This is a genomic window from Streptomyces sp. DH10, from assembly GCF_029813805.1.
GTDB classification, from domain to species: Bacteria; Actinomycetota; Actinomycetes; order Streptomycetales; family Streptomycetaceae; genus Streptomyces; species Streptomyces coeruleofuscus.
Genome location: NZ_JARVKU010000012.1, coordinates 113,700 through 128,916, shown reverse-complemented (window position 1 = coordinate 128,916; position 15,217 = coordinate 113,700). Strand labels below are relative to the sequence as shown.

At 68.4% G+C, this 15,217-nt stretch carries 10 protein-coding genes and 1 pseudogene; 4 read left to right on the top strand and 7 right to left on the bottom strand.

Annotated features, from left to right (window positions below; translation table 11 throughout):
* Positions 1–49: 49 nt before the first annotated feature.
* Positions 50–1,165 (bottom strand): transaldolase, encoded by a 1,116-nt coding sequence (gene tal, locus QC385_RS24615; RefSeq protein ID WP_279543525.1) that lies wholly within the window; start codon positions 1,163–1,165, stop codon positions 50–52.
* A gap of 526 nt (positions 1,166–1,691) precedes the next feature.
* Between tal and folE the strand changes: the two genes are divergently transcribed.
* Positions 1,692–2,288: a GTP cyclohydrolase I FolE gene (gene folE, locus QC385_RS24610; RefSeq protein WP_279543524.1), complete on the top strand. Its 597-nt coding sequence runs from the start codon at positions 1,692–1,694 to the stop codon at positions 2,286–2,288.
* A gap of 298 nt (positions 2,289–2,586) precedes the next feature.
* On the opposite strand, the gene QC385_RS24605 is transcribed toward folE, so the two are convergent.
* From QC385_RS24605 to QC385_RS24590, 4 genes are all read right to left on the bottom strand, one after another.
* Positions 2,587–3,969, bottom strand: coding sequence for a C40 family peptidase (locus QC385_RS24605; protein ID WP_279543523.1), 1,383 nt, complete (start codon positions 3,967–3,969; stop codon positions 2,587–2,589).
* A 528-nt stretch (positions 3,970–4,497) separates the two neighbouring features.
* Complete coding sequence (locus tag QC385_RS24600) at positions 4,498–4,806, bottom strand: DUF7677 family protein (protein ID WP_279543522.1); 309 nt, start codon at positions 4,804–4,806, stop codon at positions 4,498–4,500.
* Between the two features lie 120 nt (positions 4,807–4,926).
* Positions 4,927–5,319 (bottom strand): VOC family protein, encoded by a 393-nt coding sequence (locus QC385_RS24595; protein ID WP_279543521.1) that lies wholly within the window; start codon positions 5,317–5,319, stop codon positions 4,927–4,929.
* A complete protein-coding gene (locus QC385_RS24590) occupies positions 5,316–5,618 on the bottom strand; it encodes an ArsR/SmtB family transcription factor (protein WP_279543520.1) in 303 nt (100 codons plus the stop codon). Before QC385_RS24590 ends, QC385_RS24595 begins: the two co-directional genes overlap by 4 nt.
* 338 nt (positions 5,619–5,956) lie before the next feature.
* Here QC385_RS24590 and QC385_RS24585 point away from each other — a divergent pair, with 338 nt between their 5' ends.
* The 3 genes and pseudogenes from QC385_RS24585 (at position 5,957) to QC385_RS24575 (ending at position 12,682) form a co-directional block, all read left to right on the top strand.
* Positions 5,957–6,922, top strand: a complete 966-nt coding sequence (locus QC385_RS24585; protein WP_279543519.1) for an ADP-ribosylglycohydrolase family protein — start codon at positions 5,957–5,959, stop codon at positions 6,920–6,922.
* Between the two features lie 356 nt (positions 6,923–7,278).
* Positions 7,279–7,575: pseudogene (locus tag QC385_RS24580) on the top strand (LysR family transcriptional regulator); the annotation flags it as partial.
* A gap of 361 nt (positions 7,576–7,936) precedes the next feature.
* On the top strand, positions 7,937–12,682 hold the full coding sequence (locus QC385_RS24575; RefSeq protein ID WP_279543518.1) for a CHAT domain-containing protein: 4,746 nt from the start codon (positions 7,937–7,939) through the stop codon (positions 12,680–12,682).
* A gap of 148 nt (positions 12,683–12,830) precedes the next feature.
* Here QC385_RS24575 and gap read toward each other — a convergent pair whose 3' ends face one another.
* Entirely contained in the window at positions 12,831–13,829 is a 999-nt protein-coding gene (gap, locus tag QC385_RS24570; RefSeq protein WP_279543517.1) for a type I glyceraldehyde-3-phosphate dehydrogenase, read from the bottom strand.
* Between the two features lie 107 nt (positions 13,830–13,936).
* Positions 13,937–14,893 carry a GlxA family transcriptional regulator gene (locus QC385_RS24565; protein WP_279543516.1) on the bottom strand — a complete coding sequence of 319 codons (957 nt, stop codon included), beginning with the start codon at positions 14,891–14,893 and terminating at the stop codon, positions 13,937–13,939.
* Positions 14,894–15,217: the final 324 nt, after the last annotated feature.

The following is a 15,217-nucleotide window of genomic DNA, read 5'->3' as shown; positions in this document are numbered from 1 at the left end:
CGTCGTGCGTGAGGCTGCTCCGGGACGGTCCGGTCGGCGGCCGGCTGCGTCAGGCCGCGGCGGGCTCGGCGTGAAGCTCCCTGTCCAGTTGCTCGAAGAGCTCGTTGCCGGAGGCCGTGAACGTACTGATGCCCTCGTCCTCCAGCACACGCACCACGTCCTCGTAGGACACTCCGACAGCCTCCAGGTCATCGAGTACCTGCTGGGCTTCCCCGTAAGCGCCATGGATGGTGTCGCCCTGGATGCGGCCGTGATCCGCTACTGCGCGGAGGGTTTGTTCGGGCATGGTGTTGACCACCCCGGGAGCCACCAGTTCGTCGACGTAGCGGGTGTCGTGGTAGGCGGGGTCTTTCACCCCGGTGGATGCCCACAGCGGGCGTTGCGGGCGCATCCCGGCCGCCGCCAGGGTCTTCCATCGGTCCCCTGCGCACGCCTGCTCGAAGTGCTGGTAGGCCAAGCGTGCGTTGGCGATCGCTGCCCGGCCGCGCAGGTCCCGTGCCTTCGGGGTGCCGATCTTGTCCAGTCGGCTGTCGACCTCGGTGTCCACCCGGCTGACGAAGAAAGAGGCCACCGACGCGATGGACGTCAGGTCCTGGCCCGCCGCATGCGCCCTGCCCATGCCGTCCAGGAAGGCGCGAAGCACCTGGTCGTAGCGGTCCAGAGAGAAGATCAGGGTCACGTTGATACTGATGCCCTCGCCAAGCGCCGTGCTGATCGCCTCCAGGCCCTCTTGGGTGGCGGGGATCTTCACGAACATGTTCGGGCGGTCCACCAACCACCACAGGGCCCGTGCCTCGGCGACCGTCGCCGCAGTGTCGTGGGCGACGCGCGGATCCACCTCGAGCGACACTCGCCCGTCGACACCGCCACTTGCCTCGTACACCGGGCGCAGTACGTCGCAGGCCCAGCGCACGTCGAACGCCGTCAGCAGCCGGACGGCTTCCTCGACCCGAACCCCGCGCCGGGCGAGACCCTTTACCTGCTCGTCGTAGCGGGCACCCGAGCGGATCGCCCTGGCGAAGATCGTCGGGTTGCTGGTGATGCCGACGACCCGCTGTTCCTCCACCAGGTCGGTCAGCCGGCCACCCGCGAGCCGCTCCCGGCTCAGATCATCCAGCCAGACCGCTACGCCTTCGGCGGCCAGCCGGTCCAGGTTCTCGCTCATGATCTTCCTTTCTCGCGTCGCTTCGGGCGATGCCCTCTGAGGAGGCGGGCGAGGTGATGGCGGGGCCCACCCTCGCCTCGTCACCTTCCGTGGCCCCCGCCTGCCGTCAGTGAGACGCCGAAGTCGCGAAGCCTTGTGGTGGCTGCGGACAGCATGACACCTGCCCTTCTATCGGTAGCCCTCACTAGCAATAGAAGCGCGGAAATCTTCTTTAGTCAATGATTATTGGTTTTACAATGGGGCTCATGGACCACCCGAAGGAAGCACCCCGCACCGGCGTAGGGATCGCCGAAAGCGGCCCCTAGGCGTACCTGGCCCCCAGCCCCGGCCACTGCTGCGTCCGTCCGGAGCCGGCTTCCTCACCACCCGCCAGCTTGCGCCCATCCTGAGGCGCAACGCCTCACCCCCGCAGTTCCACACCTCACGAGGAGTACGTCATGGACGCCACCGCACCGATCACGGCCTCGTCACCGGAAGACGCCGGTATGCCCACCCGCTTCGCCGGCATCCCCGGACCCAAACGGCGATGCCGTCCATCACCCCACTGCGCGTCGTCCACGACACCGGCGGCATGGACCTGCCCGGCGCCGAACGCGCCGCCGCCCAGTTCCTTGAGGCGCTCGGCATCCAAACCGACACCGAGAGCCTGAACGGCACCCCCGGCCGCATGGCCCGCGCCTATGCCGAACTGTTCAGCCCGCGCCCCTTCGACCTGACGACCTTCCCCAACGACGAGGGCTACGACGAGCTGGTGCTGGCGCGCAGAATCCCCGTCCGATCGGTCTGCGAGCACCACATGCTGCCCGTCATCGGCACCGCACACGTCGGCTATCTGCCCGGCAGCCGCATCCTCGGCCTGTCGAAACTGGCCCGGGTCGTCGAACACTTCGCCTTCCGTCCCCAGGTCCAGGAACGCCTGACCAAGCAAGTCGCCGACTGGCTGCACACCCACCTCGAGCCCAAAGGCGTCGGGGTCGTGATCGAAGCCGAACACACCTGTATGACCCTGCGCGGAGTCCAGGCCACCGGCTCCAGCACCCTCACCTCCACCCTCCTCGGCACACTCCGCCACGACGCCCGTTCACGCGCCGAATTCCTCTCCCTCACCGGCATGCCCACCTGAACCACCACTACGTTCCAGCCCTGCACGCGGGCCACCGTGGCCACACCAGTGCACTCAGCTGTCGGTGGACTTCCTGGGCGCCGTCCGGCTCGGCTTCGCGTTTCTCAACGGCTGCGGTCAGGTTGACGACTTGCTGTTCGTCCGCGTCGCGCATGGGAATGCCGCCGAACCCCCGTACACCGACGGTTCCCCGGCGTGGAGGAGCATCTCCACGCCGGGCTGCCCTGTCCAGCTCCAGGGCCAGATCCTGCATGAGGAACATCGGCACGCCGCCTCGGCAACCGGCCCGAGGGGGACGTCAGGCCGGGCGGACCGCACCCTTGATCGCCGACTGACCGGCGAAGAACACCGACTCCTCACGGATGAGCGCTCCCGGCCCCGGGGCGTGAATCAGCCTGCCGTCGCCGCTCCAGATGCCGACGTGGCCGAGGTCGTCATGGAAGAAGACGAGGTCTCCGACCTGGATGTCAACGAGCGAGACCTGCACTCCCGCTCCCCACTGGGCCTGGGCGGTCCGGGGAAGCGTGACACCGGCGGCCTTCCACGCGGCCTGGGTCAGACCGGGGGCGTCGTACGATCCCGGCCCGACCGCACCCCATACGCAGGGCCGACCGATCTGCGCCCGGGCGAAGGCGACCACCCGCTCGACCTGGGTGCTGTGGCCGGAGCCCGGCGACAGCCAGGGCCTACCGTCAACACCTGGTGTGAAGATGGTGGAGGGAGTTTCGCGTGCCGTGAAGGCAACCGATTCCGTCGGGGCGGCAGCCCCTGTCGGTGCAGCGGGAGCGGGCGCGATGACCGGCTCCGCGGGCACTGCCGCAGCAGGGGCCGCCAGGGCAGAAGCGGAGATGCTCGGCATACCGGCGCCATAGGTCGCGGTGGTCACGTCGACCGGTGGACCGGGGGTGTAGTAAGCGGTGGGATCGGCTGACAGGGCAGTGGCGTACGGTGCTGTCGCGCCGGTCGCGCCGATCGTCGGACCGGCGCCGTACGTGTCGGTCCCGCCTGTTGGAAGATCCGCATCGTGAGTACCCGCGGTGGGGTGCGGGATGGTGGGCAGCGCCATGGTGGACTGCGGGCCGGACTGTGGGCTGAACTCCGGGCCGGGCAGTGGGGCGGGCTCCGGGGCGGACGCTGGTGCGGGCTCGTACAGCGGCCGCGGCGCCACGTCGCCGAGGACCGGCTGTGCACCGGTGCGCCAGGCGCTCTCGTCCCACCGGGACTCGCCTGCCGCAGCCGGTGCGACACGCTGGTCGGCGAGCTCCGGGAGGGATCCAGTGGTCGATGCCTGAGCTGATCCGGCGGTCAGCTCACGCGCAACACCGGTGGATGCTTGGGGCGCTTCGAGAGCTCGGGGTTCCGCGGGACGTTCCGCCGGGCGCTCGGGTCGTGCCGCCTGGGGCGCGCGGTCGGGACGGACCGGCAACCTCCTGTCCGGCTGCGGCGCCGGCACGGTCGGCCCCAGCTTGGCACGGGCGACGTCGAACCACTGCCGGGCAAGGGTTCCGACCGTGGGCTCCGCGTCCCCGCGGGACCGGCCGCCCGCTGCCGCACCCCGCTGGCGCGGGATCGCAGCGGCACGGGTCGCGTTGAAGGTACCCGTGTCGCTCTCGGCCCGGTCGTAGAGGCTGTCGATCCACCGCCGGACCTCGTCAGGGCTCGGGCTCTCGCTCTCATTCACCAACGCGGGAACCACCAAACCGCGAGAGACGGGCCTCGACAGTGAAGGCCTTCGGGGCAAGGGAGTTGGCCATGCCCGCGAAGTCGGCCACTTCAGGGCGCGAGGTTCGTTCCGACTCCATGAAAAATAGGGCCCTTCTTCCGTCCGAGAGCGCACGAAATCACCTGCCTGTCGGTGGAAGTCGTGCACGCAGTGGTCAACTTAGCCAACTTGTGAGCCTTCCGTGAAGATCGAAGCCTGAAAAGCCCGAAATGCCCCTGTGATCTTCCGCGCTCCATTCGCAGCCCCCACGCAATCCATCTCACAGGTGCAGACCTTGGACGATATGGGGGCATCACAGGCGGCTGAGTGAGCACTCAGGCCCCGGCCCGAGTCGGCTCGCAGTGCGCAGGGACCAGGACAGGTGTGGCTGGTGCCTACGCATCTGAAGGCTTCGACCGGGAGATCCGCAAACGACGCGACGTGGTGGAGCGCTGCTTCCCTCGCTCCTGATGTGGGTGTGCTGCCTCACGAGTACCACTGGCTCATTCACGGACCGTGGAGTTCGGTCTCCCAAGCCTGGAACGGCGGCTCGACCTGGTAACTCGGGTCACAATGGCCGCGGATCCACTGTGCGGCACGGTACTGCGCATCCCCTTCGTTCAGCACCTTGCCGTCTGTGTCGACTTCCAGCACATTGCCGTAGATCGCGAAGACCTGCTCCAACGATGAACCGAACTGGAAGAGAGCAGGTCGGTAGTCAAAGCCATCGAGCAGGTCAACGTCGATGGTGCCGTTCGCCAAGTAGAAGGCGAAGAGCCGAAGCGATGCCCGTACGTCGACAGGAAGCTGTCCCATCGGCACATCGTGCCTGGTGTCTACGTCACCGTGGCAAGATCTTCTGACCACATCCCCTGGCCGACCGACCTCGAAGACCGGTCTCGCCCCAGTGGCCGAGCCGCGCACCCGGGCGACTGCCTACTGCGGCTTGGTCGCGATCTGGATCAGGTTGCCGCAGGTGTCGTCGAAGACGGCGGTGGTGACGGGGCCCATCTCCAGGGGTTCCTGGGTGAAGCGCACTCCGAGGCCGTGCAGGCGCCGGTACTCCGCCTTCACGTCGTCGACGGCGAACTGGGCGAGTGGGATGCCTTCCTGGACGAGTGCGTCGCGGAAGGTCTTGACGGCCGGGTGGCCCGCGGGCTCCAGGAGGAGTTCGGTGCCCTCGGGCTCCTCGGGCGAGACGACGGTCAGCCACCGGTCCTTCTCGCCCACCGGGACGTCGTGCTTCTTCACGAAGCCGAGGATCTCGGTGTAGAAGTGCTCGGCCTTGACCTGGTCGTCGACGAAAACGCTGGTCAGATGGATCTTCATGGAGTGCTCTTCTCGGATCCGGACGTATCGGCCACCAGCCATCGCTCGGCTATCTGCCGCAGCGGGGCTGTGTTCAGCTCGTGGAACTTGTAGCGGCCCTCCCGCCGTGTCTCGACGAGCCCGGCGGCCTCCAGCACGGCGAGGTGTTGGGAGACCGCTTGGCGCGAGATGCCGAGTTGGTGCTTCATGCTCAGTCGGGAGCAGATCTCGAACAGCGTCTGTCCGGACTTCTCCGCGAGTTCGTCGAGGATGGTGCGGCGGGTGGGGTCGGCCAAAGCTTTGAAAAGGTCATCGGCCACGACCACACAATAGGCAACTGTTCACTTGCATATCAAGTCGACGCGCACCTCCAACCAGAAGCAGCGATCAAGTGGTCCGGGACTGCGTGCCCCAGGCGGTGAAGGTCAGCGCGGGGGCGGTGGTGTGCGCGGCGACCGCGCCCCTGGATGGAGCCAGGCCGCGCCTGCCTCGTCGATCCACCAGGTCCCGCCGCTGGTGGCGCCTCGGTACTCGGCCATCACATCGGCACGGCTCCGGTCTCACCGTCGGCCGACGGGGTCTTCATTCACCCCAGAACGTGAGCCGAAGAAGCGAATTGGGCCGCGCAGCCGTCGGTAGGCACAGCTAACCTGCGCGAATGAAGCGGATTCAGCGGGCCGCCGGCGCGGTCGTCGGCTCAGCGGTGGGTGACGCCCTGGGCGGCCCTTTCGAGTTCGGTCCCCAGGGAGCGTTCTCCGCGCGGTTTCCCGCGCCCGGTGGCGGTGGCGAGATGTGCGGAGGCGGTGGCTGGGACCCCGGCGAGGCCACTGACGACACGCAGATGGCCGTCCTGGTCGCGGAGTCGCTGCTGGAGCGGGGCGGGCTGGACCTGCCGGACATCTTCGCCCGCTTCCAGCGGTGGGCAGCATCAGGACCGAAGGATATCGGCCTGCAGACCGAAGACGTCCTGACCAACGGCATGCCCTGGGACCTCGCCGCCGCGATCCATTTCCAGGTCAATCGACGAGCAGCGGGAAACGGCTCCTTGATGCGGGCATCGACCTCCGCGGTCCACTTCGCGGCCGCCGGCCAGGAAGCCACCATGGACGCGGCCCGTCATATCGCCGCCCTCACCCACGGTGACCGCGCGGCCTGGGAAGGCACCGCGATCTTCCACGAACTCATCCGCGTCACTTTCGAGGACACCGACCCCCTCACCGCGCTCCCGGACATCCTTGCTCTCGTCCACCCCGACCACCGCGGCCGCTACGCCACCGTCCTCGCACCCGGCTGGCACCCCGATCAGGCGACCGAGTTCAACGGTGCCGTCTGGCCCTGCCTGGGCTCCGCCGTCTGGGCCCTGCGCACCACCGCCAGCTTCGAAGACGCGATACGCGCGGCGATCGACCTCGGCGGCGACACGGACACCGTCGCCGCGGTGACCGGGGGCCTCGCCGGGGCGTACTACGGCCTGGACGCAATCCCCGCCCACTGGACCCAGCCGCTTCATGTCCCCCTCCCAGGATTCGACGGACGGGTACTGCACCTGGCAGATCTGCTCCACCTCGCACACCGCCTCTCAACCACTCGCGCCGGTGATCCGCCGACTGCTGGGGGCTGTTGACACCGCGCAGGCAAGAGCACGAACCCGGCGTCCGCCGAAGGGACCGGCCGACCGACGCCACCGTCACCAGCCGGTCGGACCGGCCGCCCGCCACGACGGGGTGGATGGGCTGCACGGGGTTCGGTTTGCGCTTGGGTGTCCCAGAGAGATGGGTGCGCGGGGTCTCTACACGCGGGTGCGTACCTCGACAGGTTCTGCGGGCGGCGCCGCCATCGAGTGCCTCAGACAGCTGTGACCGCGCTTCGGTGCGATTACGGTCAGTGCATCGGTGGTCGACGTCGTCGAGGCGATCCTTCCCGCAACCATGATCAGGGCCAATCGAGTCGTCGGTTGATTACTTGAGGGCAGAGGCGCGTATGGACATTCGGCAGCTGAAGTACTTCGTTGCGATTGTTGATCATGAGGGATTCAACCGTGCGGCGTCGGCGCTGTACGTGTCGCAGCCGTCGCTGTCGCAGGCCGTTCGGGCACTGGAGCGTGATCTCGGCTCCGAGCTGTTCCATCGCATCGGGCGCAGGGCAGTGCTGACGGAGGCCGGAAGGGCCCTGATCGAGCCTGCCCGGGAGGCCGTGCGGAGTCTTCAGACGGCGCGGGCGAGTGTCGCGGCGGTGCATGAGCTGCGTGAGGGGGAGCGGATCACCAAGGCCACGATGCTGGCCGGCTGGACCGTGCTCTATGTGACGGTCGCCGTCCTCTGGTGGCCCGCCTCTGTTGTGGTCGTCGGCCTGTTCATGACGGCACGGCAGCGAGGCCGCCGGGCGGTGGAGACGTATGCCGTGCTCGGGGAGGCGGCGACCCGGTTGCACGCCCCCGAACTGGCCCGTGGGCTGGGCTTGGACCACGACGGTCCACTCCACGCCCGTACCGGCCAGGCGATGACTCTCCTCGTGCAGGGCCAGGGCCATTTGATCCCCCTGACGGTCGGATGGTCGCAGCCCAGGCCGCCGGACTGACCGCACCATGGCCGGTCAAGTCCTCGCGGGAGATGGTCCGTCAGGGTTTCACAATCGGGGGGTGAACACGGTGGGACAGGACGCGCTGGCATCCGTGGAAGCGCGGTTGCGGTGGTTCCGGGCGGATGGCGACCCGGGGCATTTACTCGGCGAGAAGGCGCAGGCCGAAGCGAGTGCGCTGGCCGCCATGCTCGATTCCGACAACGATCTCCGATGCCATATCACGCTCGGCTTGTTTCACTGGTACCGCAGTGGCGTTCTCTCCGAGCACGGCGCTCCGGAGGAGCGCGCGAAGGCTGAGGAACTCCTGCTGCCGTGCTACGTCGCCGGGTCGGCCCTTCCTGTCGCCCTGGTGCCGATCCTGGCCGAGCGCTCTTTGCGGTTGTTCACCGAACGGCTGGACGAGACGTTCGCCGGTTCGGCAGGCCCCCCGCCCAGCGTGTTGGTGTCCGTCTGGGCACGCAGTCTGCGGGAAGCACCCAGCGGCCCTCGTGACGAGATCATCGCCAGGGTGCTGCCCACCGGTGGTGCCTATACGCCGGAGCAGGTCGACCTTCTGGTCGACGTGGGCCGGGCCATCGTTGCCGCGACCCCTCCCGACCACGGTGACCGAGCCCGTCGCCTGGACGCGTTGGCCAATGCCTTGTTCGGACGCTTCCTTTCCGAGGACGCCGAGGCCGATCTGAAAGCAGCCTATGAAGCGGGCCGCATCGCCCAGGAGATCACTGGGTCCGGTCTTCCGCCCGATCCCGAACTGACCGGCCGACGGCGTATGGTGGAGCGCCTCCATCTCGGACGTACGGCGCGGTTGCAGGAACTCGACACGGCCATCGAGGACGCCCGCCGCGCGCTGGCGGCTGCTGAGGAAGCCGATCGGCGCACCTGTCTCTACACCCTGGCAACCGCCTTGGACAGCCGGTACAGCAGGATCGGGTCCGCAGCTGATCTTCAACAGGCCGTGGACGCATACGATGAGCTGATCCGGAGCGCCCCTGCCGGCTATCCCCGCGTCCTGCGTGTAGGAGAGATCAGCGACCTCGCTCAGGCGGTGTCCGAGCTCTACCGACTGCACCGCCGACGGACCGATCTCGACAAGAGCATCGACATTCTGATGTTGCTGCTCCACACCACCGACGAGCACGACCCTCTGAACAGCGAGGTCGTCGGTGGCCTCGTCGGCATGCTCACAAGCCGCTTCGAAATCACCGGTATGCGGGGAGACATCGAAGCCGCGGTAACGCTCCTGGAGACGAGCGCGCGTCGTCTGTCCGCCAGTGCTCCGCAGATCGCACAGGTGCTGCTGCTTCACGGTCGCGTCCTGGAGTTACGGGAGGAGCGCTTGTCGCAGCCCCCGGACCTCGACTCCGCGATCGTCCTGTATCAGCGGGCCTCGCTGGTTCCAGGGGCCGATCAGACGGTACATCTCAACGCGCTGGCCCATCTGGGCTCGGCATTGCGTAAGCGGTCACAGCGATCCGGGAGCGCGAGTGACATCGATGCGTCTGTTTCCGCATGTCGCCAGTCCGTCGAAGAAGCGCCGCCCGGGCACCCGTTGCTCGCTTCCCTGCAAACCAACCTCGCCGCTTCACACAACGCCCGATATCATCTGACGGGCGGCCTCACGGATCTCGATACGGAAATAGAGATCAACCGGATACTGAAAGACTCCGCCCGCCCGGAAGATCCCGAGTACCCCCTGTATTTCGTCCGCCTCGGCAACGCACTGGCTTTCCGGTTCCATGCGACAGGTGAAGCCTCGGATGTGAACGAGGCGATCGACATACTCCGCACGGGACTGGAGCGTGCGGCTGACGACAGCCCGCATGTCGCGATGCTCGAGCATGCCCTTCGGGACACCTATCGCCTGCGTGGCAACCTCACCAAAGACTGGCGAGACCTGGAAGCCGCCGCCGCGGCCACAAAGGCTCAACCGTCCGTCCCCGCCTCTGCCGACGTTCCTCGACGAGAGGGTCTCGGCTACTACATCGACGAACACGGCGTTGTGCGCCTTGAGAACAACCGCTGGAACGGAGGACTGCTGCCGATCCTGATGAAAGTGCGTAAGACGTTGGCCGCCATACCGACGACGTCTCCGGAGTGGCCCTACGCACAGCAGCTGAAGAAGGTCCTGAGCCAACGACCGGAGACACTCGGAGGCGTACCGGGGGTGAGGAAGGCCGTCGACGACTACGGCGCCGCCCTTGTGCCGATCACCGTGAAGCAGTCGGCTGGGGGACGCCTCGACTTCGATGCCTTTCTCGAGGAACTCAGAGCCCAATTCGCGGACCCCGTCACGCGGCCGTACGGGGAGCTTCGCATTCATGCGGTGATCGACATGCACGAAAAGATGCTCCAAGAGCTGGAATCCGGCGGCAAGAGGTACTCCTACCTGGCACTCGCGTGTTCCAGGTTCGCCCTGTACGAGCACTCGGGGCACCTGTCCGAACTCGACACAGCCTTGAATGCCGTGCGCTCTGCCATCGCTGCGACGCCCCCGGGGCATCACGAGCAGGCTGCGCACCACTGGTTCCTGGCCGATGCCCTGCGAGAACGCCATGAGCGGACAGGGGAACCGGAGGATCTCAGGGGCCTGATCGCCTCGCTGCGTCACCTGGCACGGATGCTGCCCACCGCCGGCCAGGGGCCAGGCCGGCTGTACTTCAACCTCGCGTGCGCCCATCAACTGGCCTTCGAACAGTGGCGGACCGAGCGGGACCGCACAGAGGCTCTACGATCGCTGGAGCAGGCACAGGCTTGCCTGACCGCCGAAGACCTTGATCACGAGCTGTACCGGGCACTGCGGGTCTGGCGGTCGCACGAGGGACGGGACTCCATCAGTCCTCTCGGCTTGCTCGACGACGTGATCGTGGCGTGCCGCGCTGTCCTCGGCTCTCTGCCCGATCACGATGCGGACCGGGTGGCATGCCAATCGAGTCTCGGTGAGCTCCTGCGTCTGCGTCACGCTCGCACCGGGGACCGTCGGTCCCTTGACGAAGCCGTGGAGGTCTCCCGGTGTGCCGTCGATCCGGCGGTGGTGCCGCGGGCGGCTCGCGCCGCCGATCTGACCAGACTGGCCGCACTGCTGCACCACCGTTACCGCATGGACCAGAACGACTCCGACCGCACCGCGGCGATCGACGCCTATGTGCGCGCATCCGCGCACCTCACCGCGGCGCCGGCGGTCCGGATTCACGCCGCCCGGGCTGCCGCCGACCTCCTGGCGCCGGACAACCCCGGGGAAGCCGCCCGGGTTCTCGGCACAGCGGTGCGGCTGCTGCCCGACACCGCCCCGCGTCAGCAGGCGCGTGAAGTACAGCAAAGCGCTCTGTCGGCATTCCCGGGGCTCGTCGCCGATGCGGTTGCGCTCACGCTCGCCACCGAGGAGGCGGATGGGCAGGCGCCGCTGCGGGCTCTGACCCTGCTGGAGTCGGGCCGCGCGGTATTGATCGGTCAGGCGTTGGAGGTGCGCGGTGACGTCGCACTCCTCCAACAACATCATCCCGCTCTCGCGCGGCGCCTCGTCGACACTCGCTCCGCCCTGCACCTCGCTGACAGTGACTGGGAGAGGGAGGAGGAGACTGCCGGTGGCTCACCGGCTCCAGCCTCCCGTCACGGCCGCCATCTGGCCGAGGAACTCGCCGAGGTGCTCCAGGAGATCCGTCAGCAGCCGGGTTTCGCCTCGTTCGCCATGCCCCCGACCCTCAAGTCACTGACGGCCCAGGCCGCGCAGGGCCCCATCATCGCCTACAACATCAGCACGTACCGCAGTGACGCCCTGATCATCACGGAAGCCGGGGTGACGAACGTGGAGTTGCCCGCGCTCGATCCTCAGGCCGTACGGCATCAAGTGCTGGCCTTCCAGCGGGCATTGCGGCAGACCGCGGATGCGCAATTGCGGCCCGTGCAGCGCAGGGACGCCCAGGACCGCTTGCGGGAGGGGCTCGCCTGGCTCTGGGACAACGCCGCCGGTCCCGTACTGCATCACCTCCGTATCCGCACAGCGCACCGTGCGTCGACGCCGTGGCCGCGCGTGTGGTGGGTACCGGGGGGTCTGCTGGGGCAACTCCCCCTGCACGCGGCAGGTCACCACGACGACAGCCCCGATGCCGCGGACCGCCGTACGGTGATGGACCGGGTGGTCTCCTCCTTCTCGCCCAGTCTCCGCGCGCTGGACTTCTCCCGGGCGCGCAGCAGGAACCATCACCGGCGGCCGGACAAGGCACTCGTGGTATCGATGAGGACAACTCCCGGCATGGACGCGCCACTTGCCGGCGCCGGCCTCGAAGCCGACCTGCTGAAGGCCCTGCTTCCCGCATCGCTTCACCTACCGGCCCCGACCAGCGCACAGGTCATGACGCACGTGGCCGATTACCCCATCGTGCATTTCGCCTGCCACGCCCTGTGCCATCCGACGGACCCGTCGCACAGCACGTTGTTGCTCGCGGACCACGAGGACGCGCCTTTGACCGTGCGACGTCTGAACACCCTTCACCTCCAGCAGAGCCAGCTCGCCTATCTGTCCGCCTGCAGCACTGCCGCCACCGCCGCCGACTTCCTGCTCGACGAAGCCATTCATCTCACATCGGCGTTCCAGCTTGCCGGCTTCCCGCATGTCATCGGCACCCTGTGGCAGGTGAACGACGTTGCCGCCCTCCGGGTCGCCACGGCCTTCTACGGTCATCTCGCCGAAGCCGGCACCGGCCAGGGCGATGTGGCGCTGGCGCTGCACAAGACCCTCCGGGACCTGCGAGACCGTTGCCCCAGACTGGTCAGCACCTGGGCTGCTCATCTGCACACCGGTGCCTGATGCCTGCGGGGCGGGTGGTGCGTACTGGATCCGCGCTACCTGCTTTCTGTGACTGAGCGCTCTGGCCGGCCCGACTGGTCAGCCAGAGCGCCCACAGCAGGTGCCGGCGGCGGGATCGCCGGAGGTGGGGTACCACCCCGGCGCCCGGTCAGCGGGTGGTGAGGAGCTCGAGGGTGTCGATCACGCGGTTCGAGAAGCCCCACTCGTTGTCGTACCAGGCGACCACCTTGACGTGGCGGCCGTCGACGCGGGTGAGGGCAGAGTCGAAGATCGACGAGGCGGGATTGCCCACGATGTCGGACGACACGAGCGGGTCCTCCGAGTACTCGAGGACGCCGGCGAGCGGCCCCTCCGCCGCGGCGCGGTACGCCGCCAGCACGTCCTCGCGCGTCACGTCGCGCGCGACGGTCGTGTTGAGTTCCACGATCGAGCCCACCGGCACCGGTACGCGGATCGAGTCGCCCGACAGCTTGCCGTCGAGGTTCGGCAGCACCAGGCCGATCGCCTTGGCGGCGCCGGTCGTCGTCGGCACGATGTTGACGCCGGCGGCCCGGGCGCGACGGGCGTCGCGGTGCGGCCCGTCCTGCAGGTTCTGCTCCTGCGTGTAGGCGTGCACCGTCGTCATGAATCCGTGCTCGATGCCTGCGAGGTCGTCGAGCACCTTGGCCAGCGGCGCGAGCGCGTTGGTGGTGCAGGATGCGTTCGAGACGATCGTGTGCACCGCCGGGTCGTAGGCGTCGGTGTTGACCCCGAAGGCGAGCGTGACGTCGGCGCCGTCCGACGGCGCGCTGACGAGCACCTTCTTCGCGCCCGCGTCGAGGTGGGCCCGGGCGGCCTTGGCCGAGGTGAAGCGGCCGGTGGATTCCAGGACGATGTCAACACCGAGTTCGGCCCACGGCAGCTGCCCCGGTTCGCGCTCGGCCAGCACCGTGATCCGTCGGCCGTCGACGACGAGGGCGTCCCCGTCGGCGGTCACCGGGCGCCCGAGCCGGCCGGCCGCGCTGTCGTAGGCGAGCAGCCGGGCGAGCGTGGCGGGCTCGGTGAGGTCGTTCACGGCGACGATCTCGAGAGTGCTGTCGCGTTCGAGCAGTGCGCGCAGCACATTGCGTCCGATGCGGCCGAACCCGTTGATGGCGATGCGAGTCATGAGTGATGTCCCTTCCCTTCCGCACCAGGCTCGCCCGCGGCTCGCACCGCTGACAGTGGCGGTAACGCCACGGTTCAAAAGGATCTCGCCACGCGGTGCCGGGCGGGTCACTCGCCCCGGGTGAAGGTGCGCCGGTACTCGCTCGGTGTGGTGCCGAGGATGTGCTGGAAGTGCAGGCGCAGGTTCGCGCCGGTGCCGAGCCCGACGTCGGCGGCGATCTGTTCGACGCTGCGCTCCGAGCGCTCGAGCAGTTCGCGGGCCAGGTCGATGCGGGCGCGCATCACCCACTGCATCGGCGTGTAGCCGGTCTCCTCGACGAAGCGCCGGGAGAACGTGCGCGGCGAGACTCCCGCCTGCCGCGCCAGGATGTCGAGGGTGAGGGGCTCACCGAGCCGGTGCAGCGTCCACTCCCGGGTGGCGGCGAACCGCTCGCCGAGCGGCTCGGGGACGCTGCGCGGCACGTACTGGGCCTGGCCGCCGCTGCGGTAGGGGGCGGCGACCAGGCGCCGGGCCGCGTGGTTGGACGCGGCCACACCGAGGTCGCCGCGCAGGATGTGCAGGCACAGGTCGATGCCGGAGGCGGCGCCGGCCGAGGTGAGCACGCTGCCCTCGTCGACGAACAGCACGTTCTCGTCCACCTGGACGAGCGGGTGCCTGGCCATGAGTGCCCGCGTGTAGTGCCAGTGCGTCGTGGCGCGCCTGCCGTCGAGCAGGCCCGTGGCGGCGAGCGCGAAGGCGCCCGTCGAGATGGCGGCGAGCCGGGCGCCCCGGTGGTGGGCGGCGATCAGTGCCTCTACGACGGCCTGCGGCGGGTCGTCGCGGTCCGGGAACCGGTAGCCGGGGACGAAGACGATGTCGGCCCACGCAAGCGCGTCGAGGCCGTGGGCGACGTGGTACGCGAGGCCATCGCCGCCGGTCACGAGACCGGGTGTCGCCCCGCACACCCGCACCTCGTACGGCATGCTCGCGCGGGTCGTGAAGACCTGCGCGGGGATGCCGACATCGAGCGGCTTCGCACCCTCGAGCACGAGGACGGCGACGCGATGCAGGCGGGAAGCTGACACAGGAAGAGGTTACGCGGGGCGTGACTTCGGTACGCCCACTGCGCGGACGGGCACGCGAGCACAGGGCGCGCCTCCTCGGATTGATGCGCCAATCGCATGGACAGATCCCGGTTTGATGCTGGACAGGGATCCGGTAGTGCTCCGAAACTCTCGCGTAATGCCTCGGTCTGTCCCCTCCCAGCTTCCCCCCACCGCCGGGGGCCGTCCCCGGGAAAGCGAGCGCCGCATGCCGGCAGCCCTGGGATCATGCCGCGCCATGGCCCCCAACGTGCCTCCTCTTTCGGTGAGTTCGGAGCAGGACGACCGGATCCACACACCACGGCA

Bases quoted from the DNA above. Each gene is read 5' to 3' on its own strand.
- tal (WP_279543525.1), bottom strand. From the start codon at position 1,165: ATGAGCGAGAACCTGGACCGGCTGGCCGCCGAAGGCGTAGCGGTCTGG.
- folE (WP_279543524.1), top strand. From the start codon at position 1,692: ATGCCGTCCATCACCCCACTGCGCGTCGTCCACGACACCGGCGGCATG.
- QC385_RS24600 (WP_279543522.1), bottom strand. From the start codon at position 4,806: ATGGGACAGCTTCCTGTCGACGTACGGGCATCGCTTCGGCTCTTCGCC.
- QC385_RS24595 (WP_279543521.1), bottom strand. From the start codon at position 5,319: ATGAAGATCCATCTGACCAGCGTTTTCGTCGACGACCAGGTCAAGGCC.
- QC385_RS24585 (WP_279543519.1), top strand. From the start codon at position 5,957: ATGAAGCGGATTCAGCGGGCCGCCGGCGCGGTCGTCGGCTCAGCGGTG.
- gap (WP_279543517.1), bottom strand. From the start codon at position 13,829: ATGACTCGCATCGCCATCAACGGGTTCGGCCGCATCGGACGCAATGTG.